28 protein-coding genes are annotated in these 26,559 nt (G+C 69.4%); 21 read left to right on the top strand and 7 right to left on the bottom strand.

Annotated elements, in window-relative coordinates:
- Positions 1 to 4 precede the first annotated feature (4 nt).
- The 3 genes from ABD255_RS29875 to ABD255_RS29865 form a co-directional block, all read right to left on the bottom strand.
- Complete coding sequence (locus tag ABD255_RS29875) at positions 5 to 1,552, bottom strand: NCS1 family nucleobase:cation symporter-1 (RefSeq protein WP_344219871.1); 1,548 nt, start codon at positions 1,550 to 1,552, stop codon at positions 5 to 7.
- A 112-nt stretch (positions 1,553 to 1,664) separates the two neighbouring features.
- Positions 1,665 to 2,555, bottom strand: a complete 891-nt coding sequence (locus tag ABD255_RS29870; protein ID WP_344219869.1) for an MBL fold metallo-hydrolase — start codon at positions 2,553 to 2,555, stop codon at positions 1,665 to 1,667.
- A gap of 34 nt (positions 2,556 to 2,589) precedes the next feature.
- Positions 2,590 to 3,021, bottom strand: a complete 432-nt coding sequence (locus ABD255_RS29865; protein ID WP_344219867.1) for an EF-Tu/IF-2/RF-3 family GTPase — start codon at positions 3,019 to 3,021, stop codon at positions 2,590 to 2,592.
- A gap of 189 nt (positions 3,022 to 3,210) precedes the next feature.
- Between ABD255_RS29865 and ABD255_RS29860 the strand changes: the two genes are divergently transcribed.
- The 5 genes from ABD255_RS29860 to ABD255_RS29840 all read left to right on the top strand — a co-directional run bounded on the left by ABD255_RS29860 (position 3,211) and on the right by ABD255_RS29840 (position 8,040).
- Complete coding sequence (locus ABD255_RS29860) at positions 3,211 to 3,852, top strand: ThuA domain-containing protein (RefSeq protein WP_344219865.1); 642 nt, start codon at positions 3,211 to 3,213, stop codon at positions 3,850 to 3,852.
- Positions 3,849 to 4,970, top strand: coding sequence for a Gfo/Idh/MocA family protein (locus ABD255_RS29855; protein WP_344219863.1), 1,122 nt, complete (start codon positions 3,849 to 3,851; stop codon positions 4,968 to 4,970). Before ABD255_RS29860 ends, ABD255_RS29855 begins: the two co-directional genes overlap by 4 nt.
- A gap of 143 nt (positions 4,971 to 5,113) precedes the next feature.
- Complete coding sequence (hrcA, locus tag ABD255_RS29850; protein ID WP_344219861.1) at positions 5,114 to 6,133, top strand: heat-inducible transcriptional repressor HrcA; 1,020 nt, start codon at positions 5,114 to 5,116, stop codon at positions 6,131 to 6,133.
- 28 nt (positions 6,134 to 6,161) lie between these two features.
- The gene (gene dnaJ / locus ABD255_RS29845) at positions 6,162 to 7,301 is read left to right on the top strand and encodes a molecular chaperone DnaJ (protein ID WP_344219859.1); all 1,140 of its coding nucleotides are present in this window, start codon (positions 6,162 to 6,164) and stop codon (positions 7,299 to 7,301) included.
- Positions 7,302 to 7,323: 22 nt separating this feature from the next.
- A complete protein-coding gene (locus ABD255_RS29840) occupies positions 7,324 to 8,040 on the top strand; it encodes a 16S rRNA (uracil(1498)-N(3))-methyltransferase (RefSeq protein ID WP_344219856.1) in 717 nt (238 codons plus the stop codon).
- A gap of 7 nt (positions 8,041 to 8,047) precedes the next feature.
- Here the strand turns inward: ABD255_RS29840 and ABD255_RS29835 are convergent, their stop codons facing one another.
- Positions 8,048 to 9,166, bottom strand: a complete 1,119-nt coding sequence (locus ABD255_RS29835) for a Gmad2 immunoglobulin-like domain-containing protein (RefSeq protein WP_344219854.1) — start codon at positions 9,164 to 9,166, stop codon at positions 8,048 to 8,050.
- A 76-nt stretch (positions 9,167 to 9,242) separates the two neighbouring features.
- A complete protein-coding gene (locus ABD255_RS29830; protein ID WP_344219851.1) occupies positions 9,243 to 9,752 on the bottom strand; it encodes a SigE family RNA polymerase sigma factor in 510 nt (169 codons plus the stop codon).
- Positions 9,753 to 9,990: 238 nt separating this feature from the next.
- Between ABD255_RS29830 and ABD255_RS29825 the strand changes: the two genes are divergently transcribed.
- The 7 genes from ABD255_RS29825 (at position 9,991) to ABD255_RS29795 (ending at position 15,342) form a co-directional block, all read left to right on the top strand.
- Positions 9,991 to 10,440: a hypothetical protein gene (locus ABD255_RS29825; RefSeq protein WP_344219849.1), complete on the top strand. Its 450-nt coding sequence runs from the start codon at positions 9,991 to 9,993 to the stop codon at positions 10,438 to 10,440.
- A 187-nt stretch (positions 10,441 to 10,627) separates the two neighbouring features.
- On the top strand, positions 10,628 to 11,566 hold the full coding sequence (locus ABD255_RS29820; RefSeq protein WP_344219847.1) for a PhoH family protein: 939 nt from the start codon (positions 10,628 to 10,630) through the stop codon (positions 11,564 to 11,566).
- A complete protein-coding gene (gene ybeY, locus ABD255_RS29815) occupies positions 11,563 to 12,045 on the top strand; it encodes an rRNA maturation RNase YbeY (protein WP_344219845.1) in 483 nt (160 codons plus the stop codon). The genes ABD255_RS29820 and ybeY overlap by 4 nt, the downstream gene beginning before the upstream one ends.
- A gap of 7 nt (positions 12,046 to 12,052) precedes the next feature.
- Positions 12,053 to 13,363: a hemolysin family protein gene (locus ABD255_RS29810; RefSeq protein ID WP_344219843.1), complete on the top strand. Its 1,311-nt coding sequence runs from the start codon at positions 12,053 to 12,055 to the stop codon at positions 13,361 to 13,363.
- A 26-nt stretch (positions 13,364 to 13,389) separates the two neighbouring features.
- A complete protein-coding gene (locus tag ABD255_RS29805) occupies positions 13,390 to 13,725 on the top strand; it encodes a cytidine deaminase (RefSeq protein WP_344219841.1) in 336 nt (111 codons plus the stop codon).
- Positions 13,709 to 14,650, top strand: coding sequence for a GTPase Era (gene era / locus ABD255_RS29800; RefSeq protein WP_344219839.1), 942 nt, complete (start codon positions 13,709 to 13,711; stop codon positions 14,648 to 14,650). The genes ABD255_RS29805 and era overlap by 17 nt, the downstream gene beginning before the upstream one ends.
- Positions 14,650 to 15,342: a GNAT family N-acetyltransferase gene (locus ABD255_RS29795; protein ID WP_344219837.1), complete on the top strand. Its 693-nt coding sequence runs from the start codon at positions 14,650 to 14,652 to the stop codon at positions 15,340 to 15,342. Before era ends, ABD255_RS29795 begins: the two co-directional genes overlap by 1 nt.
- On the opposite strand, the gene ABD255_RS29790 is transcribed toward ABD255_RS29795, so the two are convergent.
- Positions 15,339 to 16,328, bottom strand: a complete 990-nt coding sequence (locus ABD255_RS29790; protein WP_344219835.1) for a GNAT family N-acetyltransferase — start codon at positions 16,326 to 16,328, stop codon at positions 15,339 to 15,341. The two genes, ABD255_RS29795 and ABD255_RS29790, sit on opposite strands and share 4 nt — an antisense overlap.
- Before the next feature lie 143 nt (positions 16,329 to 16,471).
- On the opposite strand from ABD255_RS29790, the gene ABD255_RS29785 reads away from it, so the two are divergent.
- Together ABD255_RS29785 and katG are read left to right on the top strand one after the other, a co-directional pair.
- Entirely contained in the window at positions 16,472 to 16,900 is a 429-nt protein-coding gene (locus ABD255_RS29785; protein ID WP_344219833.1) for a Fur family transcriptional regulator, read from the top strand.
- A gap of 27 nt (positions 16,901 to 16,927) precedes the next feature.
- Complete coding sequence (katG, locus tag ABD255_RS29780) at positions 16,928 to 19,135, top strand: catalase/peroxidase HPI (RefSeq protein ID WP_344219831.1); 2,208 nt, start codon at positions 16,928 to 16,930, stop codon at positions 19,133 to 19,135.
- A 1-nt stretch (position 19,136) separates the two neighbouring features.
- Here katG and ABD255_RS29775 read toward each other — a convergent pair whose 3' ends face one another.
- A complete protein-coding gene (locus ABD255_RS29775; protein WP_344219829.1) occupies positions 19,137 to 19,562 on the bottom strand; it encodes a PPOX class F420-dependent oxidoreductase in 426 nt (141 codons plus the stop codon).
- A gap of 268 nt (positions 19,563 to 19,830) precedes the next feature.
- On the opposite strand from ABD255_RS29775, the gene leuA reads away from it, so the two are divergent.
- The 7 genes from leuA (at position 19,831) to ABD255_RS29740 (ending at position 26,559) form a co-directional block, all read left to right on the top strand.
- Entirely contained in the window at positions 19,831 to 21,549 is a 1,719-nt protein-coding gene (gene leuA, locus ABD255_RS29770) for a 2-isopropylmalate synthase (protein ID WP_344219827.1), read from the top strand.
- 334 nt (positions 21,550 to 21,883) lie between these two features.
- Positions 21,884 to 22,873 (top strand): aldo/keto reductase, encoded by a 990-nt coding sequence (locus tag ABD255_RS29765; protein ID WP_344219825.1) that lies wholly within the window; start codon positions 21,884 to 21,886, stop codon positions 22,871 to 22,873.
- Positions 22,870 to 23,760, top strand: a complete 891-nt coding sequence (locus ABD255_RS29760) for an SDR family oxidoreductase (RefSeq protein ID WP_344219823.1) — start codon at positions 22,870 to 22,872, stop codon at positions 23,758 to 23,760. Before ABD255_RS29765 ends, ABD255_RS29760 begins: the two co-directional genes overlap by 4 nt.
- 12 nt (positions 23,761 to 23,772) lie before the next feature.
- Entirely contained in the window at positions 23,773 to 24,540 is a 768-nt protein-coding gene (recO, locus tag ABD255_RS29755; RefSeq protein ID WP_344219820.1) for a DNA repair protein RecO, read from the top strand.
- 104 nt (positions 24,541 to 24,644) lie between these two features.
- On the top strand, positions 24,645 to 25,475 hold the full coding sequence (locus ABD255_RS29750; protein ID WP_344219818.1) for an isoprenyl transferase: 831 nt from the start codon (positions 24,645 to 24,647) through the stop codon (positions 25,473 to 25,475).
- A gap of 128 nt (positions 25,476 to 25,603) precedes the next feature.
- Positions 25,604 to 25,768 (top strand): hypothetical protein, encoded by a 165-nt coding sequence (locus tag ABD255_RS29745; protein ID WP_344219816.1) that lies wholly within the window; start codon positions 25,604 to 25,606, stop codon positions 25,766 to 25,768.
- Entirely contained in the window at positions 25,765 to 26,559 is a 795-nt protein-coding gene (locus ABD255_RS29740) for a hypothetical protein (protein ID WP_344219815.1), read from the top strand. Before ABD255_RS29745 ends, ABD255_RS29740 begins: the two co-directional genes overlap by 4 nt.

The following is a 26,559-nucleotide window of genomic DNA, read 5'->3' as shown; positions in this document are numbered from 1 at the left end:
GGAATCAGGAAGTCGGGGCCGCGTGGCCGGCGGTTGGTTCTCGGACGGGGGAGGTGATGGTGAGGGCGAGGTAGGCGACGAAGCCGGCGATCAGGCCTACGACCCAGGAGTAGTCGTAGAGGGGTTGGAGGAAGGGGATCAGGCCGTCTTCGGGGAATGGGCCGGCGCCGGGGTTGGAGTAGGCGCCGCCCACTGCGAGGACGGAGCCGAAGAGGGTGGCGACTACCGCTCGCCAGTTCCAGCCGGCGGAGTACCAGTAGCGGCCGTTGGGGCGGTAGAGGTCGGCGAGGAACAGGTTGGTGCGGTCGACGAACCAGTAGCCGGCGATCAGTACGCCGGCGACCGACGCGAGCAGGCCGCCGTAGAAGGACAGCCAGACGAAGATGTAGATGGACGGGTCCGAAATCAGCCGCCAGGGCTGGATCAGGATGCCGATGACGCCAGTCAGCAGGCCCGCGGTACGGAAGTTCAGCCAGCGGGGCAACGCGTTCGCGAAGTCGTACGACGGGCTGACCACGTTCGCGGCGACGTTGCACGACATGGTGGCCAGGATCGCCATCACCAGGCCGACCGTCACCACGACCGGGTTCTCGAACCGGCGGGTCAGCTCGACCGGGTCCCAGATCGCGCTGCCGTAGACGACCACGGTGCCGGAGGTGGTGATGATCGAGACCAGCGCGATGAACGACATCGTGGTCGGCAGGCCGATGATCTGGCCGAGCACCTGCTGGCGCTGGCCTTTGCCGAACCGGGTGAAGTCGGGCATGTTCAGCGACAGGGTGGCCCAGAACGCGATCATGCCCATCAGCGACGGCGCGAAGATCTTCCAGAAGTCGGCGTCCCAGCCGAGCTTCGAGGGCTGCGACAGGATCGGGCCGAGGCCGCCGGCCTTCACCAGGATCGCGATCATCAGCGCCAGGAACGCCACCGTCACCAACGGCGCCGCCCAGTTCTCGAACCGGCGCAGGCCCTCGATGCCGCGCCAGATCAGCACCATCTGCAGCACCCAGAAGAACAGGAAGCTGAGCCACAGCGTCCACGGATGACCGCCGACGGACGCCGACTCGGTCCAGCCGGAGCCGGCCAGTTCGCCGACGATCACGTAGATCGCCTGGCCGCCGATCCAGGTCTGGATGCCGAACCAGCCGCAGGCGATGAAGGCCCGCAGCAGCGCCGGGAAGTTCGCGCCGCGGACGCCGTAGAAGGCCCGCGCGAACACCGGGAAGGGAATGCCGTACTTCGTCCCGGCGTGGCTGTTCAGCAGCAGCGGCAGCAGCACGATCAGGTTTCCCAGCGTGATCGTGATGAACGCCTGCAGCCAGTTCATCCCGAGCGCGACCAGGCCGGCGGCGAGCAGGTAGCTGGGGATGTTGTGGGCCATCCCCATCCACAGCGCGGCGTAGTTGTACGTCGTCCAGCGGCGCTCGGGGATCCGGGTCGGCGCGAGTTCGGCGTTGCCGTAGCGGCTGTCGGCGATGGCGGCCGGATCGGCGAGTTCGACCCGCCCGTCGGGGTGGGTGAGCTGTTCGGATGATGTTGCCACGTCGGTCATGGTCGCCACCTCGTCCGCAGTCGTTTCGGACCAAAGTGCGGGATCGCGGACGCCATGTCAACGCATAACCCCAGAGCGTCACCCGCCCCCGGAGTCGCTCAGGTAGGGGCAGTCAGTCTGCTTTGCCGAGGCCCAGCAGCGGGAGTTCCGGACGGCGGGGAGTGCCGAGGGCCTCGTAGCCGCGGCGGATGGCCTGTTCGACGTGCGCCAACGGCCACGGCCAGTCCTCGGTGTGGGCCAGAGCGGCCTCGAGCCGGGTGCCGTTGTGGTGCAGCCCGGAGATCGTGTTGGCGACCGTGCCGAGGTCGTCGCGCTGATCGCGGACGAACTCCGCGTCCACCACGGCGCCGTGCCCGGGAACCACCGTGGCCGATGCCGAGAGCAACCCGATCAGCCGGTCGACCGTGTCGGGCCACTCGAGCGGATACGAGTCGTCGCCGTACGACGGGGGCGCGGACTCCTCGACCAGGTCACCGGCGAAGAACACGTCGACATCCGGTACGACGACCACCACGTCGCCGTCGGTGTGCGCGTTGCCCAGGTGCAGGAGTTCCACCCGCCGGTCGCCGAGTTCGATCACCTTGGCGACGGCGAAGGTGGTGTCGATCGCCGCCAGTTCGGTCGCGGCCACTGCCGCGATCACCGATTCGGGGATCTCGGGGTAGTCCGGATCGACGCCCGGGGTGGCGCGGTACTTCTGCTGCAGGGCGGGTCCTCGCTCGGCCAGCGCGGCCGCGGCGTGCTCCTGCGCGTAGCTGGTCGCCTCGGCGAAGACGCCGTTGCCGAAGGTGTGGTCGAAGTGGGCGTGCGTGTTCACCACCCAGCGGATCGGGGCGTCGGTGAGCTCCCGGATGTGGGCGAGCAACTCCTCGGCCTGCTCGGTCGAGGCCCGGGTGTCGATCACCAGCGCGCCTTCGCTGCCGACCACCAGCCCGACGTTCAGATCCCATTCCGGGTATCGACGGACCCACACCCGATCGCCCAGCTCAACCCACGCACTCATACCGCGACCCTAACCGGCCGCGCTCACGGTCCGGTCAGCGGGAGATGACGTCGCCGGCGAGGACCTGGTCCCGGGCCACGCCTTCGAGCAGGAGGCCGACGTTCTCGCCGGCGCGGGCCGCGGTGAGCGTCTTGCGGAACGCCTCGACGCCGGTGATCCGGCTGGTCGCGATCGGCAGCCCGGCCCGGGTGATCGTCACCTGGTCGCCGACCTCGGCCATGCCCGCGGTCACCCGGCCGGTGACGACCGTGCCGCGCCCGGTGATCGAGAAGACGTCCTCGACCGTCAGCAGAAACACCCCGACCGGTACGCCGTCCTGCGGTCGGTCCGGCGCGCGATCGGCCCTGTCGTGCGGTCCGTCGGGCCGGCCGTCCTGCGGGCGATCGGGCGAGCCGGCGTGTGCCTGGTTCAGCAACTGCTGCGGATCCATCGGGTTCGGCTCGCGCTTCCAGAACTTCCAGCCCATGGCCCCGACCCTAGCGCCCCGTGCCGGAAGTTCCGTGGCGCTACCGGTGCGCTCATTCGGTGGCCGATTCCGGCAAGCCCTATCCAGCCGTTGGAAAGGCACTTGAAGGCCCGGTGTCCGCCGCCTAGGGTCGCGAGAGCGGTCGGCGATTCATCCGATCTCTGAGGTCAACGACGAAGGGCGGACGGCGTGACGACACGACGGGCACTGGTGGTCCGGGGCGGCTGGGAGGGGCACTTCCCGGTCGAGGCGACCGAGCTGTTCATCCCCTTCCTGCGGGAGAACGACTTCGAGGTCGTGGTCTCCGAGACGACCGAGAGCTACCTCGACCTGGACGGTACGGACCTGGTGCTGCAGTGCATCAGCATGGGTAAGATCACCAACGAGCAGGCCAAGGGCCTGGAGGCCGCGGTCCGCGCCGGGACCGGGCTGGCCGGCTGGCACGGCGGCATCGTCGACTCGTTCCGCAGCAACGCCGACTACAGCTTCATGACCGGCGGACAGTTCGTCTCGCACCCCGGCGGTTTCGTCGACCACCGGATCGAGGTCGTCGCCGACCACCCGATCGTCGAGGGCATCACCCACTTCGACCTGCACACCGAGCAGTACTACGTGCACGCCGACCCGACCAACAACGTGCTCGCGACGACCACGTTCCGGGCTCACCCGGACTTCCCGTGGATCGAGGGCGCGACGATGCCGGCGGTCTGGACCCGCACCTGGGGCGACGGCAAGATCTTCGTCTGTACTCCGGGCCACAGCCTCGCCGACCTGGACGTCCCCGAGGTCCGCACCATCATCGAGCGGGGGCTGCTGTGGGCGACCAAGTGACCAACGACCAAGTCACCAACGACCAGGTGACGAAGATCGGCATCGTCGGCACCGGCGTCATCAGCGGCACCTACCTGGAACACCTCGGCAAGCTCCCCGGCGTCAACGTGGTCGCCGTCGCGGACCTCGACATCAGCCGGGCCCAGGCGATCGCCGACCAGCACCAGGGGATCCGCGCGCTGTCCTCCGACGACTTGCTGGCCGATCCCGAGGTCGACATCGTCCTCAACCTGACCATCCCGGCAGCGCACGCCCCGGTCCACCAGGCCGCGCTGCAGGCCGGCAAGCACGTGTACGGCGAGAAGCCGCTCGCCGTCGATCGCGCCGAGGCGGAACCGCTCCTGAAACTCGCGGCCGCCAACAACCTGCGGATCGGCTGCGCTCCCGACACCGTGCTCGGCACCGGAACCCAGACCGCACGAGTCGCCCTGGACCGCGGCGACATCGGCGTACCGACTGCTGCGATGGCTGCCTTCGTCACTCCCGGGCACGAGTTGTGGCACCCGGCTCCGGAGTTCTACTACCAGCCCGGAGGCGGCCCACTCCTCGACATGGGCCCGTACTACGTGACGAGCCTGGTGACCCTCCTGGGACCCGTACGCCGAGTCACCGGGCGAGCGGGTCGCTCCCAGGACCAGCGGAAGATCCACTCCGGCCCACGAGCGGGCGAGACCTTCCCGGTCGAGGTCCCCACTCACGTGACCGGAGTGCTCGAGCATGAGTCGGGTGCACTGACGACTGTGCTGATGAGCTTCGACGTCTGGGCGGGCCGGCTCCCGCGGATCGAGATCTACGGCACCGAGGGCAGCCTGTCCGTCCCGGATCCGAACAACTTCGACGGCAAGGTGGAGATCGCCACCGCGACCAACCGCGACTGGACGGAACTCCCGGTAGCCGGTGGGTACGCCGGAGCGGGCCGCGGCGTGGGTGTCGCCGACATGGCTCGCGCGATCCGTACCGGAGAACCGCACCGCGCCGACGGAGCGCTCGCGTACCACGTGCTCGACGTACTGGAGTCCCTGCTCGAAGCGGCGGCTCATGACCAGCCGGTGGACGTGGCGAGCACGGTAGACCGCCCGGCCGCCGTACCGTTGGGGGCGTCGCCCGAACTCCCCTGACCGGGGCGGTGCGGTGGGGCCGGAATCGACGCTGAGAGCCGTACCACGCCGTTACGCGTCGGTAGGTCCTACCCAGGCTCGGTAGACTGGCACTCGAAACTCGGGAGTGCCAACCCGTCGACGTGGGAGAGAGGGTGGTGTGCGTGCTGGACGAACGCAAACTGGACGTGCTCCGGGCCATCGTCGAGGACTACGTCGCGACCCATGAGCCGGTGGGCTCGAAGACGCTGGTCGACCGGCACAACCTGGGCGTCTCCCCGGCGACGGTGCGCAACGACATGGCCGCGCTGGAGGAGGAGGGGTACATCACCCAGCCGCACACCAGCGCGGGCCGGATCCCGACCGACGCGGGGTACCGGCTGTTCGTTGACAAACTGAGCACGGTGAAGACGCTGTCACCGGCCGAGAAGAAGGCGATCTCCTCCTTCCTGGCCGGCGCGGTCGACCTGGACGACGTCGTACGGCGTACCGTCCGGCTGCTCGCGCAGATCACCCGGCAGGTCGCGATCGTGCAGTACCCGACGCTGACCAGGTCGAGCGTGCGGCACGTCGAGGTGGTCACGATGACGCCGCGGCGGCTGCTGCTGGTCCTGATCACCAGCGCGGGCCGGGTCGAGCAGCGGATCGTGGAGACCCACAACGACGTCGACGAGCACCTGATCGCCGACCTGCGGTCCCGGCTGAACACCGCGCTCACCGGGCAGCGGCTGACCGACGCGGCGACCGCGCTGGCCAGCGTCACCGAGACCTTCGCGCCGTCCGACCGGCCGCTGGTGGCCGCGATCGTGACGACGCTGCTGGAGGCTTTCACCGACGAGGGCGAGCAGCGGATCGCGGTCGGCGGCGCCGCCAACCTGACCCGCTACGGCGACGACTTCGAGCGCAACGTGAAGCCGGTGCTGGAGGCGCTCGAGGAGCACGTGATCCTGCTCAAACTGCTCGGCGAGGCGACGCATCCGCAGACCCTGACGGTCCGGATCGGGCACGAGAACCCGTACGAGGGACTGGCCACCACCTCGGTGGTCGCGACCGGGTACGGGTCGAAGTCGGAGGCGCTGGCCACCCTCGGCATCGTCGGCCCGACCCACATGGACTATCCGAGCACGATGGGCGCGGTCCGCGCCGTCGCGCGTTACGTCAGCCAGATCCTGGCCGACTCATGACGACTACCACCGACATTTGGTCTGGAGTATGAGCACCGATTACTACGCCGTCCTGGGCGTCAGCCGAGACGCCTCACCGGACGAGATCAAGAAGGCCTACCGCAAGCTCGCCCGCCAGTACCACCCCGACGTCAACGACTCCGAGGACGCGCACCACAAGTTCCAGGAGATCGGCCGCGCGTTCCAGGTACTGAGCGACCCGCAGAAGCGGCAGATGCACGATCTCGGCGGCGACCCCTTCGCCACCGCCCCCGGCGGCGCGGGCGCGGGCTTCGGCCAGGCGTTCACGTTCACCGACATCATGGACGCCTTCTTCGGTCAGACCGGCGGCGCCACCCGCGGGCCGCGGCCCCGGACCCGGCGCGGCCAGGACGCCCTGATCCCGCTGCGGATCGACCTCGCCGAGGCGGCCTTCGGGACCACCCGCGAGCTGAAGGTCGACACCGCGGTGGTCTGCCCGACCTGTACCGGATCGGGCGCGGCGGCCGGCTCCGAGCCGGTCACCTGCGAGATCTGCCACGGTCGCGGCGAGGTCACCCACACCCAGCGGTCGTTCCTCGGTGAGGTCCGGACGATGCGGCCGTGCCCGAACTGCCGCGGCTTCGGCACCACCATCCCGAACCCGTGCGTCGAGTGCGCCGGCGACGGCCGGGTCCGCTCCCGCCGCACCGTCACCGTCAAGATCCCCGGCGGCGTCGACAGCGGCACCCGGGTGCAGTTGTCCGGCCAGGGCGAGGTCGGCCCCGGCGGCGGCCCGGCCGGCGACCTGTACGTCGAGATCGAGGTCGAGCCGCACGAGATCTTCACCCGCAGCGGCGACGACCTGCACTGCACGGTGACGCTGCCGATGACGGCGGCCGCGCTCGGTACCACGATCGACCTGCCGACCCTCGAGGGCGAGACCACGCCGCTGGAGATCCGGCCGGGCACGCAGTCCGGTACGGCGATGACGCTCACCGCGCGGGGTGTGCCGCGGCTGCGGCACGCGGGTCGCGGTGACCTGATCGTGCAGGTGATCGTCGAGACCCCGACCAAGCTCGACGACTCCCAGTCCGCACTGCTGCGGCAACTCGCCGCGGCGCGTGGCGAGGAGCGTCCGCAGGGCCAGGTCCAGGCGGCGCACAAGGGTGTGTTCGGGCGCTTGCGCGACGCCTTCGGTGCGCATTGAGAACGACCTAGGCTGCCGGGCGATGGGACTCGCGGTCTTTCACCTGCCTGACCTCGACGGGCCGGAACTGGTGCTCGACGGCGCCGAGGGACGCCACGCCGCCGTCGTCCGCCGGATCGGTCCGGGCGAGCGGATCCGCCTGACCGACGGGCGCGGGTCCTTCGCCGAAGGCCCGGTCACGGCTGCTTCGAAGGCGGGACTGACGGTCGCGGTCGACCACCGCGGGCAGGTCGATCAGCCGAGCCCGCGGCTGATCGTCGTGCAGGCGTTGCCGAAGGGGGAGCGGGCCGAACTCGCGGTCGAGATGCTGACCGAGGTCGGTGTCGACCTGGTGGTCCCGTGGAACGCGGAGCGAAGCCAGTTCCGCGCCAACCCGGAGCGGGTGGCGAAGACGCTGACGAAGTGGCAGGCCTGGGCCTTCGAGGCCAGCAAGCAGTCGCGCCGGTCCTGGTTCTGCGAGGTCGCGCCGATCGCCTCGACCGCTGAGGTGAGCAAGCTCCTCGCGGATGCCGCCCTCGCCGTCGTCCTGCACGAGGAGGCGACGGTCCCGCTCGCCTCCCTCACCGTGCCGGCCGAGGGCGACGTGGTGATCGTCGTCGGCCCCGAAGGCGGCATCGCCCCCGCCGAACTGGACGCCTTCACCGCCGAACCAGTCCGACTCGGCGACACCGTCCTCCGCACCTCAACCGCCGGCGTCGCCGCAGCCGCAGTACTCCTGGGCCGCTCGCGCTGGTCCTAGCGCGCCTTCACTTCACGTAGATGACCTTGGAGTCCGTGTTGGTGGCGCTGCCGTCCTCGCCGGAGGACAGGTAGGCCTCGAGCTGCCACTGGCCCGGACCGAGGTCGGCAGTGAAGGCGTATTGCGAGAACTTCTGGCCTTCCGCGGTCGATGTGTAGCCCTTGACGACCTGCTTGGTCTTCAGGTTCGTCGCCTTCCAGTCCACCTGGGCCTCGAAGGCCGCGGCCTGGCCACTGACCTTGACCGGGGATCTGAGGACCTGCTCGTTGGCGGGCGAGTTGATCCACACCAGCGCCTGGACGTCGAGGGCCTGGGCTCGGCTGAAGGGGTCGCGGGTGCTGGTCTGGCCGAACAGGGTGGCCCCGGATCGGCCCTGCTCCGTCACCAGGACCTTCTGGCCGGAGTCGCCGAGCACGCCCTGCACGGTGTAGACGAGTTGCTGGATCGCCATCGCCGCGGTGCCGGAGTCGAGCCGATTCTTCGGCAGGGCCTTGAAGTCCACGGTCACTACGCCGTCGGCACGGGTCACCGAACTGACCGCGGCACCCTGCCACAAGGTGTAGTAGTCGGGGTCGTCGGCGCGGCCGCTGGTGAGTAGCCGGACCGCCTCGAGGGTGGGGCTGCCGGAGATTCTGCTGTAGGTGCGGAACAGGCGGATGCCGGCGCCGGTCTCGTTGCCGACCGTCTTGCCGACCCAGTAGACCGGGACGGCTTTGTCCTTCACCGTCGGCTCCGGGATCGCGCGGGTCTTGGGCGCGGAGGCGCTCGAAGTACTCGACGCGCTCGGGGCCACGCTCGGGGCCGTCTTCGCCGTGGGGGGCGCGGTGCTGGCCTTCGCGCTCGGCTGCGGGGTCGCACTGGCGGTGTCGGCCGGGCCGGCCACGATGGGCTCGTCGGCGTTCTTGGTGGTGTCGTTGAGCATGGCGAACGCCCCGATGGCGGCGGCGGTGCCGATCGCGGCGGCGCCGGCCGTCAGCACCCACGGGCGGCGGGAGACCGGGCGGCGCTGGTCGCGGACCCGGGCCTGGATCTCGTGCAGCCCGCCGGCCGACTCGATCTTGTCGGCCTCGTCGGCCAGGGCACGACGGATCAACTCGTCGAACCGGTCGTCCGGATGCTCACTCATCCCCGTCCTCGCTTCGCTCCGGGCACGGATGAGGCGCAAGTCGTGCTGTGCTTGATGATGAACTCGCTGCGCTCGTTCATGCCCTCTGCTCCAGGACCTGGCGCAGCGACTTGGTCGCTCGCGCGGCGTGACTCTTCACGGACCCACGGCTGATTCCCATCGTGTCGGCGATCTCCGCCTCGGACAGGTCCCCGTAGTACCGCAGCACCATCACGGTGCGTTGTTTCTCCGGCAGGGTGCGCATCGCCTCGATCACCCGGTCGGTCTCCGCCGTACGCAGTACAGCCTGCTCCGCGCTCGGCTCGTCCGGCAACGTCCTCGGCAGGTGCTTGTCCACCACGACCAGATGCCGCTGCCGGGACCGGCACCGGTTCACCACCGTCGTCCGCAGGTAGGCCAGGGCCTTGTGCGGATCGCGCAGCCGGTTCCAGCGGCCGTGCATCGCCACGAAGGCGTCCTGCACGATCTCCTCCGCCGCGCCGCTGTCACGCAACAGCATGGCGCCGAGGCGGACCAACGACGTGTAGTGCGCCGTGTAGACAGCCGTCAGCGCCTCGTCCGCATCCCACGAGGACTCATGTGCCACGCACTCTTCGTACACCACGGCCGGTTGTGCCACGTACCGAAGACGCGAAGGCTGGGTTCCAGGTTGACAACCATTCGGAGAGAACCGATGAAACAGCACGGCAACCAGCAGTGGTCCGGTCATCGGGAGATCACCCACGCGGCGGTGGAGCGGCTGTTCCGGAGCCTGGCCGGGTCCGACGGCCGGATCAGCTCGCGGTGGCGACGAGTTCCGGCATCTCGGCGCGGCCGCGCACGCCTTGCAGGACAGCTACTCCGGGGCGCACGCGTGGCGCGAGGACTCCGTCTACGAAGGCGATCCGACGGCGCCGGTGCTGTCGCTACACGTCTTCACCCCGGCCCACGTCCTCGGTATCGACGACGGCAGGAACACCCACTGGGACGAGTTCGACCGGCCGCCGGTGGAGTCAGGAACCACCCGGGCGGCGGTGGAGGCGACGTACCGGATGCTCAAGGCGCACGAGACCCGGTTCGGCCAGGACCCGGAGCAAGCCGGGCGGACGCTGCGGGCGGCCCTCGAGCCGATGCTGCGGGCAACCGCCGCGGGCGTCACGGTCCACGTCACCCCGAGCCGCGAGTGGGCGGCGGAGCGTGACCGCCGCCTCACCCTGGAGCGGGCGGCGGCACCCGCCGGCCGGGACGCCGGAGTACGCGGTAAAAGCGCAGGTCAGAGCCACAACCGGGACTGATCGGGGTTTTATCGGGTGAGGCTGTCGGGGCGGGCGGCTAGCATGGTCGGACACGAACACCCCGCTGAAGGAGGAAAGGCTGTCCAGGCCACGCAGTATCGAGCCGTCGCACCCGGATGCGACGCGCGCTGGTAGCACCGGCGCACCCAAAGCCACCCACAAGATCGTTGTACCCAACAGCATCAACATGGTGGCGCTGCTCGGAGCCCGGGACGAGTTCCTCCGCATCATCGAGAAGGAGTTCGCCGCCGACATCATGGTCCGCGGCAACGAGATCACCATGACCGGGGAGCCGGCCGAACTGGCCCTGTCCGAGCGGCTGATCGACGAACTGATCGCCGTCGTCCGGACCGGCCACGGCCTGACCGCGGACTCGGTCGAGCGCAGCATCGCGATGATCAAGGCCGAGACGGTCGAGAGCCCGGCCGACGTGCTGACCCAGAACATCCTGTCCAGCCGCGGCCGCACGATCCGGCCGAAGACGCTGAACCAGAAGCGCTACGTCGACGCGATCGACAAGAACACGATCGTCTTCGGCATCGGCCCCGCCGGTACCGGCAAGACGTACCTGGCCGTCGCGAAGGCGGTCCAGGCGCTGCAGGCCAAAGAGGTCAACCGGATCATCCTGACCCGGCCGGCCGTCGAGGCCGGCGAGCGGCTCGGCTTCCTGCCCGGCACCCTGTCGGAGAAGATCGACCCGTACCTGCGGCCGCTCTACGACGCGCTGCACGACATGCTCGACCCGGAGTCGATCCCGCGGCTGATGACGGCCGGCACGATCGAGATCGCGCCGCTGGCCTACATGCGCGGCCGGACCCTGAACGACGCCTACATCATCCTGGACGAGGCCCAGAACACCTCGCCGGAGCAGATGAAGATGTTCCTCACCCGGCTCGGCTTCGGCTCCAAGATGGTCGTCACCGGCGACGTCACCCAGGTGGACCTGCCGACCGGCACGAGTTCCGGCCTGCGGGTCGTCCAGGACATCCTCGAAGGTGTCCGGGACCTGGCCTTCTGCCGGCTGACCTCGCACGACGTCGTCCGGCACAAACTGGTCGGCCGGATCGTGTCCGCGTACGAGAACTACGAAGGCAGCGACGGATTCAGGGCTGAGCCGAACAGATGAACGTAGAGGTCAACAACGAGTCCGGCGTGGAGATCGACGCGAACGGACTGATGCGGCTGAGTCGTTTCGTGATGTCGTCGCTGCGCCTGCACCCGGAATGCGAGCTGTCGATCAAGCTGGTCGACGAGGACACCATGGCCCGCTACCACGTCGAGTTCCTGGACCTGCCGGGCCCGACCGACGTGATGTCGTGGCCGATGGACGAGCTGCGCCCGGGGAGCAACGACTCCGGCGACGACGCCGACCTGCCGCTGGGACATCTCGGCGACATCGCGCTGTGCCCGACGGTCGCGGCCGCGCAGGGCGCGAAGGCCGGTCACGGGACCTGGGCCGAGCTCGAGCTGCTGACAGTGCACGGCATCCTGCACCTGCTCGGCTACGACCACGCCGAACCCGCCGAGAAGGCGGAGATGTGGGACGTGCAGGGGCGTCTTCTGGAAGCATGGCGAGCCCCGGGAAACCGGCTCGGACAGGAGTGACGTTCCAGTGAGCTACCACGACGGCGTTCTGCTGGTTGTGGCTGCAGTGCTCGTTCTGCTGGCCGGCTTGTTCGCCGGTGCCGAGGCGGCGTTGTCGGCGTACTCGAAGGTCCGGGCGAACGAGCAGGTCGAGCAGGGCAACGTCCGGGCGGTGAAGCTGCGCGAGCTGCTGTCGGACGCCCCGCGATACCTGAACACCCTGCTGCTGGTCCGGCTGATCTTCGAGATCACCGCGATCGTGCTGGTCACCCAGGCGTTGTCGACCGCCTTCGAGGTCACCTGGCAGCACATCCTGGTCACCTCCGTGGTGATGGTGGTGGTCTCCTACGTGATCATCGGCGTCGCGCCCCGCACCCTGGGCCGGCAGCACTCGGACCGGTTCGCGATCCTGTCGGCCGGGCCGATCATGGCGCTGACCAGCGTGCTCGGGCCGCTGCCGAAGCTGCTGATCCTGATCGGCAACGCGCTGACACCTGGCAAGGGCTTCGCGGCCGGCCCGTTCGCGACCGAGGCCGAGCTGCGGGCGCTGGTCGACCTGGCCGAGAAGTCGTCGGTGATCGAGTCCGGCGAGCGGCAGATGATCCACTCCGTCTTCGAACTCGGCGACACCATCGTCCGCGAGGTGATGGTGCCGCGGACCGACATGGTCTACATCGAGCGGCACAAGAAGCTGCGCCAGCTCACCTCGCTGGCACTGCGCAGCGGCTACTCGCGGATCCCGGTGGTGGGCGAGTCGCTGGACGACATCGTCGGCGTCGTCTACCTCAAGGACGTGATGCGCCGGGTCTACGACAACGCCTCGGCCGAGTCGACCGAGCGGGTCGAGTCGGTGATGCGGCCGTGCATGTACATCCCCGACTCCAAGCCGGTGGACGAACTGCTGCGCGAGATGCAGGCGGCCCGGATGCACGTCGCGATCGTCGTCGACGAGTACGGCGGCACCGCCGGCCTGGTCACCATCGAGGACATCCTGGAGGAGATCGTCGGCGAGATCACCGACGAGTACGACGAGGCGCCGGAATCGGTGCAGGCGTTGTCCGACGGCGCCTACCGGGTCTCCAGCCGGTTCCCGATCGACGAACTCGGCGAACTGTTCGGCCTGCCGCTGGACGACGACGACGTCGACACGGTCGGCGGGCTGATGGCCAAGCTGCTCGGCAAGGTGCCGATCCCGGGCGCCGAGGTCGAGATCGAGGGACTCGGGCTGTCCCTGACCGCGGAGCGGCCGTCCGGTCGGCGCAACCAGGTCGGTACTGTGCTGGTCCGGCGTGCCGAGCCCGTCGACCAGCCGCAGGACAGCAGTCACCAGACCGCCTGACCACCCTCGACCCTATGGAGCCATCTTTGTCTGCCGACCTCACGGCCGAGGACGCCAAGCTCGTCACCCTGGCCCGGGCCGCCCGGGCCCGCACCCGCGCCGCCGAAGGCGCCGCCGTACGGGACACCGACGGCCGTACGTACGCCGCCTGCACGGTGCAACTGGACACCGTCCTGCTGTCCGCCCTGCAGTTGGCGGTGGCGATGGCCGTATCGTCAGGGGTGAAGGGGATCGAGGCCGCCGCGGTGGTCACCGACAGCGAGCAGGTCGATGTCGAGGTGGTCCGCCACTTCGGCGGTGCCGCTCTTCCGGTAGTCGTTGCCAACGGCAACGGAGAGGTTCGTGATGTCGACCACACCTGAGAACGTGATCGCCGAGTTCAAGTCCGGCTTCGCCTGTTTCGTCGGCCGGCCGAACGCGGGCAAGTCCACGCTCACGAACGCCCTGGTCGGGCAGAAGATCGTGATCACCTCGTCGAAGCCGCAGACCACCCGGCACGCGGTCCGGGGCATCGTGCACCGCCCCGACGCGCAGCTGATCCTGGTCGACACCCCGGGGCTGCACAAGCCGCGCACCCTGCTCGGTGAGCGGCTGAACGACGTCGTCAAGACCACCTGGGCCGAGGTCGACGTGATCGGGATCTGCCTGCCGGCCAGCGACAAGATCGGCCCGGGCGACCGGTTCCTGGTGACCGAGGCCGCGAAGGTCGCCAAGACCCCGAAGGTGGCGCTGGCGACCAAGGCCGACCTGGTCGCGCCGGAGCGGATGGTCGAGCACCTGGCGGAGATCCAGAAACTGGGCGAGTCCGTCGGGATCGAGTGGGCGTCGGTCGTCCCGGTCTCGGCGACGTCGGGCTACCAGGTGGAGGTGGTCGCCGACGAACTGGTGAAGTTCCTGCCGGTCGGCCAGCCGCTCTACCCCGACGGAGACGTGACCGACGAGCCCGAGGAGATCCTGGTCGGCGAACTGATCCGCGAGGCCGCGCTCGAAGGCGTCCGGGACGAGTTGCCGCACTCGATCGCGGTCACCATCGACGAGATGGGCCTGCGCGAGGGCCGGCCGGAGGACAAGCCGCTGCTCGACATCTACGCCAACATCTTCCTGGAGCGGGACAGCCAGAAGGGCATCGTGATCGGCCACAAGGGCGCCCGGCTGCGCGAGGTCGGCGCGAACGCGCGCCGCCAGATCGAGGCCCTGCTCGGTACGCCGGTCTACCTCGACCTGCACGTCAAGATCGCCAAGAACTGGCAGACCGACGCCAAGCACCTGCGCAAACTGGGGTTCTAGTGCCGCCGACCTCCACCAGGGGCGGAGTACTGACCAATCCCGCGTACTACGCCCTGTCGGCCGCGCATGCCGGTCTGGCTGAGACCCGCGGGCGCGTCCGGCTCTATCCCCAGGAGGTCGGCCCGTTCCTCGGCCTGCCGGACGACGTGACCGACCAGGACTGGGCCGACGCGGCCGCGATGCTCGATGCCGGCCAGAGCGTCGCGTTGATGCGCCCCGACCTGCCGATCCCGGACACCTTCACAGTCGACCGCCGATTCGACCTCATCCAGTTCGTGGCTCCCGAGTCCTTCGGTGCCGACGACCCCGAGGCGGTTGTGCTCGGCCCGGAGGACGTCCCGGAGATGCTCGCCCTGACGCTCCTCACCGAACCAGGCCCGTTCCGCCCCCGCACCATCGAGTTCGGCCGCTACCTCGGCCTCCGCCGCGACGGCGAGCTGATCGCGATGGGCGGCGAGCGCCTGCGCCCGCCCGGCTACATCGAGATCAGTGCCGTCTGCACCCACCCGGACCATCGGGGCCAAGGCCTGGGCACCCGGCTGATCCGTGCGGTTGCCGCAGGCATCCACCAGGCCGGCGCCCGCCCGTTCCTGCACGCCGGAGGCACCAACGCCACTGCCATCCGCCTCTACGACAGCCTGGGTTTCACCGTCACCAACCAGATGTCCGTCACCGTCATCGAGAAGGTCTAGAGCGCCTTCTGGTAGGCGAGGACGCGGGCCACGATGTGGTAGTTGAGCTGTTCGTTGATGGCGATCATGTGGTCGTTGGACTCCGCGTTCCAGGTGTCCAGCTGGGTCACGGCCGGCTCGGCCTCGCGCATCCAGAGCAGCATGCCCGTCTTGACGAGCGCGCCGAGGCGATGGCCCCGGTGGGCGCGGGAGACGGCGGTGTCGGCCTGCTCGGCGATGTGCGGGCGTTCCCGCTCGACCGTGATGGTCGAGTGCCCCGCCAGCTCCCCGGTACTCCGCTCCCGCGCGATCACCCGGTACAGGCTCCGATCGTGCGCCTCCTGAGCGGTCTCGTACGCGCGTAGCCGCTCCGGGGTGAACAGGTCGTCCTCGATGTCCAGGTCGTCCTTGGGCGCGTCGTTGATCGAGGCGGTCACCGCGACCATGCCGTCGAGCAGTTCGTCCGGGAGCTTCCCGGAGATCCTGATCAGCTCGTAGGCCTGCGACGCCTGCTCCGCCTCGTCGTTCAGCTTCTGCACGGCGGCCCAGTCCAGGTTCGCGATGTCCTGGCGGCGGTTCACCTCGACCGCCTTCTGCTCGAACCCGTGCCGCTTGACGAACGAGTCCGCCTTCGGCAGGTCCCAGGTGTCGGTGCCGATCGAGTTCCGGCCGAGCTCGGCGGCCACCTGCTCGCCGTACCGGATCAGTTCGCTGCCGATGCCACGGCCGCGGTGGTCCGGATGGACCTCGACATTGACCCAGGCCAGGTTGGTGTTGTCGTACGTCGGTGCCTGGAGGTGGAGCAGACCCACCAGGGACCCGTCCGCCTCGCGCGCCAGGTAGCTGCGGCCCGGGTCGCCGTCCCAGCCGTGGCGGAGGTGAGCCGCATAGCCGAGGGGCGTTGAGACCAGGGCAGCAGGGCAGTCCACCGCGTGGGTGGCGGTGATCAGTGCCACTGCGTCCGCGCAGCCGGCGTCGTCGTCGGGGGAAACCCTGATGATGTCCACGACGCCAGAGTCCACCCGGAGGGCCGATCACCGCGAGTGATTTATGCCCGGTGACCATGTTCCCCGCCGGCCGGCCACCCCAGACGCGCCGGACGGGGGCCGAAATCTTGACTGGTTCCAGGCAAAACACAAGACTGCGAAAGGTGGCCACCGAGTCTGACCTCCAGCAGTTGCTGCGGAGTGCGGCGCTCCGCGTCACCCGGCCGCGGGTGGCGGTGCTGCACGCCGTACACGCGCATCCGCACGCCGACACCGATTCGATCATCCAGGCGGCCCGCCGGGACCTGCCTGACGTGTCCCACCAGGCCGTCTACGACGTACTGCGCGCGCTCACCGACGCAGGTCTGTTGCGGCGCATCCAGCCGGCCGGAACGGTGGCCCGCTACGAGGCCCGGGTGGGGGACAACCACCACCACCTGGTGTGCCGGTCCTGCGGCGTCATCGTCGACGTGGACTGCGCCGTCGGCGAGGCTCCGTGCCTGTCGCCGTCCCACCAGAACGGCTTCTCCGTCGATGAGGCCGAGGTCGTCTTCTGGGGCCTATGCCCCTCCTGTACCGCCGCCGGTTCCTGATCCACCCTCTGCACCGAAAGGTTGAGCATGTCCGAGACGCCCGCCGTGTCCCACCACGGCAGCGAGAGCGAGAATCCCGCGATCGACGCCCCGACCGCCAAGGTCGGCCGGCCGAGAACCAACAAGGACTGGTGGCCCAACCAGCTCGACCTGTCGGTCCTGCACCCGCACGCGACGCGGTCCAACCCGATGGACCCCGACTACGACTACGCGGCCGAGTTCGCCAAGCTCGACGTCGACGAGCTCAAGTCGGACATCGTCCAGGTGATGCGGACGTCCCAGGACTGGTGGCCCTCCGACTTCGGCCACTACGGACCGCTCTTCATCCGGATGAGCTGGCACTCGGCCGGCACCTACCGGATCGAGGACGGCCGCGGTGGCGCCGGCGACGGCGCCCAGCGGTTCGCGCCGCTGAACAGCTGGCCGGACAACGCCAACCTCGACAAGGCCCGCCGGCTGCTGTGGCCGGTGAAGCAGAAGTACGGCCGGAAGATCTCGTGGGCCGACCTGCTGGTGCTGGCCGGCAACGTCGCGCTGGAGGACATGGGCTTCCAGACCTTCGGGTTCGGCTTCGGGCGCGAGGACGTCTGGGAGCCGGAGGAGATCTTCTGGGGTCCGGAGGACGCCTGGCTCGGTGACGAGCGCTACAGCGGCGACCGGGCCCTGTCCGGGCCCCTGGGAGCCGTCCAGATGGGCCTGATCTACGTCAACCCCGAGGGCCCGAACGGCAACCCCGACCCGGTCGCCGCGGCGCGCGACATCCGCGAGACGTTCCGCCGGATGGCGATGAACGACGAGGAGACCGTCGCCCTGATCGCCGGCGGTCACTCGTTCGGCAAGACCCACGGCGCCGGACCCGCGGACCACGTCGGCCCCGAGCCCGAGGGCTGCCCGCTCGAAGGGCAGGGTCTCGGCTGGAAGAGCAGCTTCAACACGGGCAAGGGCGCCGACACCATCACCAGTGGTCTCGAGGTGACCTGGACCAGTACGCCGACGCAGTGGAGCAACGGCTTCTTCGAGAACCTCTTCGGCCACGAGTGGGAGCTCACCCGGAGCCCGGCCGGTGCCCACCAGTGGGTGGCGACGGACGCCGAGGAGAACGTGCCGGACGCGTACGACCCGGCCCGGAAGCACCGCCCGACGATGCTGACGACGGACCTGGCGCTGCGCGTCGACCCGGAGTACGAGCGGATCTCGCGGCGGTTCTTCGAGCACCCGGACGAGTTCGCGCTGGCCTTCGCCAAGGCCTGGTACAAGCTGCTGCACCGTGACATGGGCCCGGTCTCGCGGTACCTCGGTCCGTGGGTTCCGGAGCCTCAGCTGTGGCAGGACCCGGTCCCGGCCGTCGACCACGAGCTGATCGACGACCAGGACGTCGCGGCGCTGAAGGACAAGATTCTCGCCTCTGGCCTGTCGGTCTCGCAGTTGGTCTCCACGGCCTGGGCGTCCGCGGCCAGTTTCCGCACCACCGACAAGCGTGGAGGTGCCAACGGGGCGCGGATCCGGCTGGAGCCGCAGCGCGGCTGGGAGGTCAACGAGCCGGCCGAGCTGGCGAAGGTGCTGCAGGCGCTCGAGCAGATCCAGCAGGACTTCAACGCCGCACAGACCGGCGGGAAGCGTGTGTCGCTGGCTGACCTGATCGTGCTCGGCGGCTCCGCGGCCGTGGAGCAGGCGGCGCGCAACGCCGGGCAGGACGTCACCGTCGCTTTCCACCCGGGCCGGACGGACGCGTCACAGGAGGAGACCGACGTCGAGTCGTTCGGCATGCTCGAGCCGAGGGCCGACGGCTTCCGCAACTATCTGCAGGCGGGGGAGAAGCTCCCACCGGAGACACTGCTGCTGGACCGGGCCTACATGCTGAGCCTGACGGCACCGGAGATGACCGTCCTGGTCGGCGGCCTGCGCGCCCTCGGCGCCAACTTCGGCCGGACCCGGCACGGCGTCTTCACCGACCGGTCCGACGCCCTGACCAACGACTTCTTCGTGAACCTGCTTGCCGCGGGCACCGAATGGCGGGCTTCGGAGTCGGAGGAAAACGTCTTCGACATCCGCGACGTCGGGACCGGTGAGGTCAGGGGTACGGCGACTGCTGTCGACCTGGTCTTCGGCTCCAACTCGCAACTGCGGGGACTGTCGGAGGTTTACGCGAGCCAGGACGCGCAGGACAAGTTCGTCCGGGACTTCGTCGCGGCCTGGGTGAAGGTGATGGAGCTCGACCGGTTCGACCTGCGCTGACTCAGGGCGTCGGCATCCCGTAGGCGTGGTCGACGGTCATCGAGAAGACCAATCGGTGATCGTCGACCATGGCCCGGCGGTAGTCGTCCCAGTCGGGGTGTTCCTTGCCGGCCGCGTGCCGATACAGGTCGATGAGTTCCTCGACCACCTCGTCGTGCGGATCCGTTGCCACCGCGCTGAGCTCCGCCTTGCCCTCGAGCACGACGTACGTACCGCCGCCCGGGCCGTTCACGTAGAGGCTCGCCCGCGGATCGCGCCGCAGGTTGGCGGTCTTGGCGCGGCCGTCGGTGAGTGAGACCCGGACCAGCTTGCGGGCGGCGTCGTAGGTGTAACTGACGTTGGACAGCTGCGGGCGGCCGTCGCGCTTGAGAGTGACGAGAACGCCGAGTCCGCGGCTGCCGACCCGGTCCTGCAGGGATTCGCTCATGTCTGAGAGCTTAGAAATTCAACCAAGCTTGAAGGCAACTCGTCACGCTCCGTATCTCACGGGTCGAGACCCCCGGTTCGACCTCCGGATCGGGTTGTGCTTAGACTCCTTGACATCATGCGGCACCAGATTCTCCTCCTTCGCTGCCGCGGCGAGGCCTGACGTAGGCCGGTTCCCTCGCCGCGGAGTCTCGCCGTACTCCGGTCGCACTGCGCCGGTCGAACTCGACCACCGCAGTACACCCTTTCCCGCGAGGAGAACCCGCATCATGGCACCGAAGAACCAGCCTCAGCCCGTCCAGCAACCCTCCGGTATGCCGATCGGGCGCTACAGCGCGTTCCCGCCGATCGCGCTGCCCGACCGGACCTGGCCGGCCAAGTCCGTCGACCGGACCCCGCGCTGGCTCTCCACCGACCTGCGTGACGGCAACCAGGCGCTGGTCGAGCCGATGTCCCCGGCCCGCAAGCGGCGGATGTTCGACCTGCTGGTACGGATGGGCTACAAGGAGATCGAGGTCGGCTTCCCGAGCGCCAGCCAGTACGACTTCGACTTCGTCCGCAGCCTGATCGAGGGCGACGCGATCCCCGACGACGTCACCATCTCGGTGCTGACCCAGGCGCGCGAGGAGCTGATCGAGCGGACCGTGCAGTCGCTGCAGGGCTCGCCGAAGGCGACGATCCACCTCTACAACGCGACCGCGCCGCTGTTCCGCCGGGTCGTCTTCAACGTCGACAAGGCCGAGTGCCGCAACATCGCGGTCCGCGGCACCGAGACCGTGATGAAGTACGCCGACGAGATGCTGGGCGACTGCGAGTTCGGCTACCAGTACAGCCCGGAGATCTTCACCGGCACCGAACTGGAGTTCGCGCTCGAGGTGTGTGAGGCGGTCAGCGACGTCTGGCAGCCCGCCGAGGGCCGCGAGATCATCCTGAACCTGCCGGCCACCGTCGAGATGTCGACGCCCAACGTGTACGCCGACCAGATCGAGTGGTTCAGCCGCAACCTGACCCGGCGCGAGCACTCCACCATCAGCCTGCACCCGCACAACGACCGCGGTAGTGCGGTCGCCGCGACCGAGCTGGCCCTGATGGCGGGGGCGGACCGGGTCGAGGGCTGCCTGTTCGGCCACGGCGAGCGCACCGGCAACGTCGACCTGGTCACGCTGGGCATGAACCTGTTCAGCCAGGGCATCGACCCGCAGATCGACTTCTCCGACATCGACGAGATCCGCCGCACGGTCGAGTACTGCACCCAGATGCGGGTCCCGGAGCGCCAGCCGTACGCCGGCGACCTGGTCTACACCGCCTTCTCCGGCTCCCACCAGGACGCGATCAAGAAGGGTCTGGAGGCGCTGGACAAGCAGGCCGCGGCCGAGGGCCGCCCGGTCGGCGAGATCGCCTGGGAGGCGCCGTACCTGCCGATCGACCCGAAGGACGTCGGCCGGTCGTACGAGGCGGTCATCCGGGTCAACTCGCAGTCCGGCAAGGGCGGCGTCGCCTACATCATGAAGTCGGAGCACCGGCTCGACCTGCCGCGCCGGCTGCAGATCGAGTTCAGCCGGGTGATCCAGCAGCACACCGACTCCGAGGGCGGCGAGGTCGGCCCCCAGCAGATGTGGGACATCTTCTCCGCCGAGTACCTGGAGCCCGGCCCGCTGTCGCTGCTGACGGTGAACTCGTCGTCGAGCGAGGGCCAGAACGACACACTGCGCGTCCAGGTGTACTCCCACGGCGTACCGCACGAACTGGTCGGCGAGGGCAACGGCCCGGTCTCGGCCTTCGTGGACGCGATCAAGCCGCTGAAGTACGACGTACGGGTGCTGGACTACCACGAGCACGCGCTCTCGGCCGGCGGTGACGCCCTGGCCGCGGCGTACGTCGAGTGCGAGGTCGGCGACGACGTGTACTGGGGTGTCGGCCGCGACGCGAACATCCTCACCGCCTCGCTGAAGGCGGTCGTCTCGGCGATCAACCGCGCGACTCGCTGACGCATTTTTCGGGGTCCATCCGCTGCTGTTCGAGTGGCGGGTGGACCCCGCGTCTGTTTGGCACCGGTCCACGCAGAAACTCCTGCACCCGTGGACGGCCGAGTCGAACACCCCGATGCGGAAAGTCAACGCCCGCTTCGGTTCCCAGCGGTTCCGCTGGGAACCCTCGCCGAGCTCCAGTCCCACCGGGGACCTGACGTCTTCTCGCCGCGCTCGCGCCCGCATCTCCTCGCGACCCTCCTCGAAGACGGCGCACCGGCCGCCCCGAGCTATCAGGGTCTGTAGACGCCCCACCTGCGCTACAGCGCTCGCGGTGTGGCGGTAGGTTCGGGGTATGCGTAAATCCCAGCTCGGAGAACTGACCGTTTCCAGCCTCGGACTCGGCTGCATGGGGATGTCACAGTCCTATGGCGTCCGCGGCGACGACGACGAGTCGATCGCGACCGTGCACGCCGCGATCGATGCCGGCTGCACCTTCATCGACACCGCCGACGTGTACGGCGACGGCGCGAACGAGGAACTCGTCGGGCGGGCCCTGGCCGGGCGCCGGGACGAGGTGGTGCTGGCGACCAAGTTCGGCTTCCAGAGCCCGGCCGCGGGCCAGTCGCTGCCGAGCGGCGTGAACGGGAGCCCGGAGTATGCCCGGAGCGCCATCGACGCCTCGTTGCGCCGGCTCGGCGTCGACCACGTCGACCTGTGGTACCTGCACCGGCGGGATCCGCAGGTGCCGATCGAGGAGACCGTCGGGGCGATGGCGGAGGCGGTCGAGGCCGGAAAGGTGCGGTATCTCGGGCTGTCCGAGGTGTCCGGCGACACGGTTCGCGCGGCGCACGCGGTACATCCGATCAGTGCGGTGCAGAGCGAGTGGTCGCTGTGGACCCGCGACCCGGAGACCGGCGTACTGCCGACGCTGCGGGAACTCGGGGTCGGGTTCGTGCCGTTCAGCCCGCTGGGACGGGGATTCCTGACCGGGCAGATCACCTCGCCGGACGACTTCCCGGCCGACGACATGCGCCGCGGGATGCCGCGGTTCAGCGGGGAGAACTTCCAGCGCAACCTGGACCTGGTGGCGAAGGTCCGTTCGCTGGCCGAGTCGAAGGGGGTGCTGCCGAGTCAGCTGGCGCTCGCCTGGCTGCTTGCCCAGGGCAATGACATCGCGCCGATCCCGGGGACGAAGCGGCGTACCTATCTGGAGCAGAACCTGGGCGCGGTGGACGTGACGTTGACGGCCGAGGATCTCGCCGAGCTGGATGCGGCGTTCCCGGCCGACGCTGTCGCGGGGGATCGGTACAACGCGGGCGGGATGGAGATGGTGGGCCGATGACGTACTCCGTGGAGCCGGATGCCGGACCGGGATCGGGGCTGCCGGGCGTACCGGCCGGCCTGATCGCAGTCACCGGGTCCACGGGAAAGCTGGGTTCGCGGATCGCGCGGCGGCTGGCGGAGTCCGGTGTACGGCAGCGGCTGGTTGTGCGAGACCCGCAGCGTGCGCCGGAGTTGCCGGGCGCGGAGGTGGCGCGGGCGGCGTACGGGGAGCAGGCGGCGCTGCTGGACGCGCTCGACGAGGTGGACACCCTGTTGATGCTCAGTGCCACGGAATCCGCCGATCGGGTTTCCTTGCATAAGGCAACGGTTGACGCCGCGGTGGCGGCCGGCGTACGGCGGATCGTGTACACGTCGTTCGTCGGCGCCTCGCCCGCGGCGACCTTCACCTTCGCCCGCGACCACTGGCACACCGAGCAGCACATCCGCGGGACCGGAGTGGATTTCACCTTCCTGCGGGACAACCTCTATCTCGACTTCGTCCCCGGCTTCGTCGGCGAGGACGGGGTGCTGCGCGGACCGGCCGGTGACGGGTCCGTGGCGGCGGTCGCGCGCGATGACGTCGCCGAGGTGGCCGCCCGGGTGCTCGTGTCGAGGGAGCATTCGGGGATGACGTACGACCTCACCGGGCCGTCCGCGTTCACCCTGGCGGAGGCGGCCGCGTTGCTCGGTCGGACCCTGGGCCGGCCCGTGCGGTACGAGGCGGAGACGCTGGACGAGGCGTACCGGTCCCGGGAGTGCTTCGGCGCGCCGTCGTGGGAGGTGGCCGGCTGGGTCACGTCGTACGCGGCGATCGCGAGCGGGGAACTCAGCGGCGTCAGCAGCGCCGTGGAGGACCTCACCGGGCGCCCACCGATCAGCCTCGCCGAGTACCTGGCGCGGACCTGAGAGAATGGGTGGATGCCGCTCTACCGTGACGAGGCGATCGTGCTCCGGACCCAGAAACTGGGCGAAGCCGACCGCATCGCCACGCTCCTGACCCGCAGCCACGGCAAGATCCGCGCGGTCGCCAAGGGAGTACGCCGTACGTCGTCCCGCTTCGGCGCCCGGCTCGAACCCTTCAGCTACGTCGACCTGCAACTCGCGACCGGCCGGACCCTCGACGTGGTCACCCAGGCCGAGTCGATCTCGGCGTACGGCGAAGGCATCGTCGGCGACTACGCCCGCTACACCACCGGCACCGTGCTCCTGGAAACGGCCGACCGCCTCGTAGTAGAGGAAAAAGAGCCCGCCACCCCGCAACACCTCCTCCTGGCCGGCGCCCTCCGAGTCCTCTCCACCGGCGAACGCCCGCCCGGCCTCGTCCTCGACTCCTTCCTCCTACGCTCCCTGGCGATCTCCGGCTACGCCCCCTCCTTCGAGGACTGCGCCAAGTGCGGCGAACCAGGCCCCCACCGAGCCTTCAACCCCGCCGCCGGCGGCATGGTCTGCACCACCTGCCGCCCACCCGCCTGCGCCATGCCCGCCCCCGCCACTGTCGTCCTCCTGGCAGCCCTCCTAACCGGCGACTGGCCCACCGCGGAACGCACCGACCCCCGCACCCGCCGAGAAGCCGCCGGCCTGGTCTCCGCCTTCGTAGCCTGGCACCTGGACCGCCAACTCCGCTCCCTCCCACATCTAGACCTAACGACCGAAAACCCCCAACTGAATCTCACCCCCGAGGCCTGACCGGGAGCCCCGGACAACGTCTCTGCCGGTGTTCAAGCCACTCCCGCGCCTCGTCCCTGCCCCTAGAGCCTGGTGGGCGAACGCGGTTTGAAAGGATCTGGGGTATGTCGCCTATTGGTCGTCGTCGGGGTCGGGTGGAGCGGGTTCGGCGCGGGGAAGTGGTTGCTCCTGAGCCGCATCCGTCGGGGGCTCGGCCGCCGGGGATTCCGGCTGAGTTGGTGCCTCGGCATGTGGCGATCGTGATGGATGGGAACGGGCGCTGGGCCAAGGCCCGGAATCTGCCGCGGACCGAGGGGCACAAGGCGGGGGAGGCCTCGCTGCTGGACGTGATCAAGGGTGGGATCGAGATCGGGGTGAAGTACATCTCGGCCTATGCGTTCTCCACCGAGAACTGGGCCCGGTCGCCGGAAGAGGTCCGGTTCCTGATGGGGTTCAACCGGGACGTGATCCACCGCCGCCGCGACGAACTCGACGCGATGGGGGTGCGGGTGGTCTGGTCCGGGCGGCGGCCGCGGTTGTGGAAGAGCGTGATCTCCGAACTCGAGGACGCCCAGGAACGGACTAAGGACAACGACACCATCACGTTGCAGTTCTGCGTGAACTACGGCGGCCAGGCGGAGATCGCCGACGCGATGCGGTCTATCGCCGCGGAGGTTGCCGCGGGCAAGCTCAACCCGGACCGGATCACCGAGAAGACGATCGCGCGGCATCTGTACGCGCCCGACATCCCGCCGGTCGATCTGTTCGTCCGGTCCTCGGGGGAGCAGCGCACCTCCAACTTCCTGGTCTGGCAGTTGGCGTACGCGGAGATGGTCTTCCTCGACACCCTCTGGCCCGACTTCGACCGCCGCGACCTCTGGCGCGCGATCGAGCTCTACGCCCAACGCGACCGCCGCTACGGCGGCGCCGTCCCCAACCAGGTCGAGCCCACCTGACCACCCGTACTGCGTGCGGCGGCGCGCCGGCGCGGCTGAAGTAGGAAACAGGCGGGAACGCCGGTGAACTCCGGGCCGTCTACGCTCGTGTGCGACTGTTCAGCGTCATCGACAAGGGAGTGCCGACCGTGCCAGATCAACCGACGGAGCCGATGCCCGGACTGCCGGACGAGCAGGTGCCGGACCCGAACCTGCGCGCCGCGCGCGCCGAGATCCGGGCTGTCGGTGCCTCACTGCGGCAGGCGCTGGCGAAGGATGACGAGCTGGCCGGTCGGAAGGACACCCCGCGATGAGCGTCGAGACCGAGCAGGCGGCGGCCGTCGAGCTGACCGACCGGACCGCGAACGCACTGGTCGCGGCCCGTACCGCGCTGTCGTTCGCGGCCGAGGCGGCCGACGACGTCGACAACGTGCTGCGCCGGACCGAGGACGAGATCTCAGAGCTGTCCGCCCAGGCGAACCGGATGTACGACTCCGAACTGCCGGAGCGGCAGATGGCGATCGCGCAGGAGGCCGCGTACGGGATCAGGCAGCGGATCAATCGGGGGCACGAAGGGCTGGAGGACGTCCGCGGCGAGTTGAGGAAGGCCTCTGTCGCCCTCAACGCCGGACTGCAGACCCTCGACGAGCTCGAGCAGTTGCCGGGTCAGCGAGGCGAGGCGACGATGCTGTTGCGGGGACGGCTGGACTCTCTCGCCGAGGTCATCCAGGACGCCGGGCGGGGCACCGACCGGGCCGGTGAGCGGCTCGAGGAGACCAGCGTCGATCTCAACCGGCTGCGCAACCAGCCGGACCGCGTCCACGACCGCGAGGAGGCCGCTGACGCGATCCGCCGAGCGAGCCGGGGTGTCGACGAAGGCGTGATGGATGTCCGCGGCGGACTGCGCGGTCTGCGGTCGGGCCTCGAAGACGCCGAACCGACCGCGAACGCCGCGGCGCAGGAAAGCGTCGACCTGGCGATGGCAGCCCGCGCCGCGATGAACCCGACCCCGCGGTCGGCTCAGCGCGTCCAGACGGACGGCGCGGAGCGCGACCTGCGGCAGCGCACCTCTGGACCCGCCCAGGACTCCGACCGCGGCAGGTAG

The organism is Kribbella sancticallisti, assembly GCF_039530625.1.
Classification (GTDB): domain Bacteria; phylum Actinomycetota; class Actinomycetes; order Propionibacteriales; family Kribbellaceae; genus Kribbella; species Kribbella sancticallisti.
Note: the sequence above shows the minus strand (reverse complement) of the source record. Positions and strands in the feature narration are given on the sequence as shown.

What these genes read in the sequence shown, in the direction of transcription:
- ABD255_RS29750 (WP_344219818.1), top strand. Translation starts at nt 24,645, where the DNA reads ATGTCGCCTATTGGTCGTCGTCGGGGTCGGGTGGAGCGGGTTCGGCGC.
- katG (WP_344219831.1), top strand. Translation starts at nt 16,928, where the DNA reads ATGTCCGAGACGCCCGCCGTGTCCCACCACGGCAGCGAGAGCGAGAAT.
- ABD255_RS29870 (WP_344219869.1), bottom strand. Translation starts at nt 2,555, where the DNA reads ATGAGTGCGTGGGTTGAGCTGGGCGATCGGGTGTGGGTCCGTCGATAC.
- ABD255_RS29740 (WP_344219815.1), top strand. Translation starts at nt 25,765, where the DNA reads ATGAGCGTCGAGACCGAGCAGGCGGCGGCCGTCGAGCTGACCGACCGG.
- ABD255_RS29835 (WP_344219854.1), bottom strand. Translation starts at nt 9,166, where the DNA reads ATGAGTGAGCATCCGGACGACCGGTTCGACGAGTTGATCCGTCGTGCC.
- era (WP_344219839.1), top strand. Translation starts at nt 13,709, where the DNA reads ATGTCGACCACACCTGAGAACGTGATCGCCGAGTTCAAGTCCGGCTTC.
- recO (WP_344219820.1), top strand. Translation starts at nt 23,773, where the DNA reads ATGCCGCTCTACCGTGACGAGGCGATCGTGCTCCGGACCCAGAAACTG.
- dnaJ (WP_344219859.1), top strand. Translation starts at nt 6,162, where the DNA reads ATGAGCACCGATTACTACGCCGTCCTGGGCGTCAGCCGAGACGCCTCA.
- ABD255_RS29820 (WP_344219847.1), top strand. Translation starts at nt 10,628, where the DNA reads ATGGTGGCGCTGCTCGGAGCCCGGGACGAGTTCCTCCGCATCATCGAG.
- ABD255_RS29865 (WP_344219867.1), bottom strand. Translation starts at nt 3,021, where the DNA reads ATGGGCTGGAAGTTCTGGAAGCGCGAGCCGAACCCGATGGATCCGCAG.
- leuA (WP_344219827.1), top strand. Translation starts at nt 19,831, where the DNA reads ATGGCACCGAAGAACCAGCCTCAGCCCGTCCAGCAACCCTCCGGTATG.
- ABD255_RS29875 (WP_344219871.1), bottom strand. Translation starts at nt 1,552, where the DNA reads ATGACCGACGTGGCAACATCATCCGAACAGCTCACCCACCCCGACGGG.
- ABD255_RS29840 (WP_344219856.1), top strand. Translation starts at nt 7,324, where the DNA reads ATGGGACTCGCGGTCTTTCACCTGCCTGACCTCGACGGGCCGGAACTG.
- ABD255_RS29760 (WP_344219823.1), top strand. Translation starts at nt 22,870, where the DNA reads ATGACGTACTCCGTGGAGCCGGATGCCGGACCGGGATCGGGGCTGCCG.
- ABD255_RS29775 (WP_344219829.1), bottom strand. Translation starts at nt 19,562, where the DNA reads ATGAGCGAATCCCTGCAGGACCGGGTCGGCAGCCGCGGACTCGGCGTT.
- ABD255_RS29765 (WP_344219825.1), top strand. Translation starts at nt 21,884, where the DNA reads ATGCGTAAATCCCAGCTCGGAGAACTGACCGTTTCCAGCCTCGGACTC.
- ybeY (WP_344219845.1), top strand. Translation starts at nt 11,563, where the DNA reads ATGAACGTAGAGGTCAACAACGAGTCCGGCGTGGAGATCGACGCGAAC.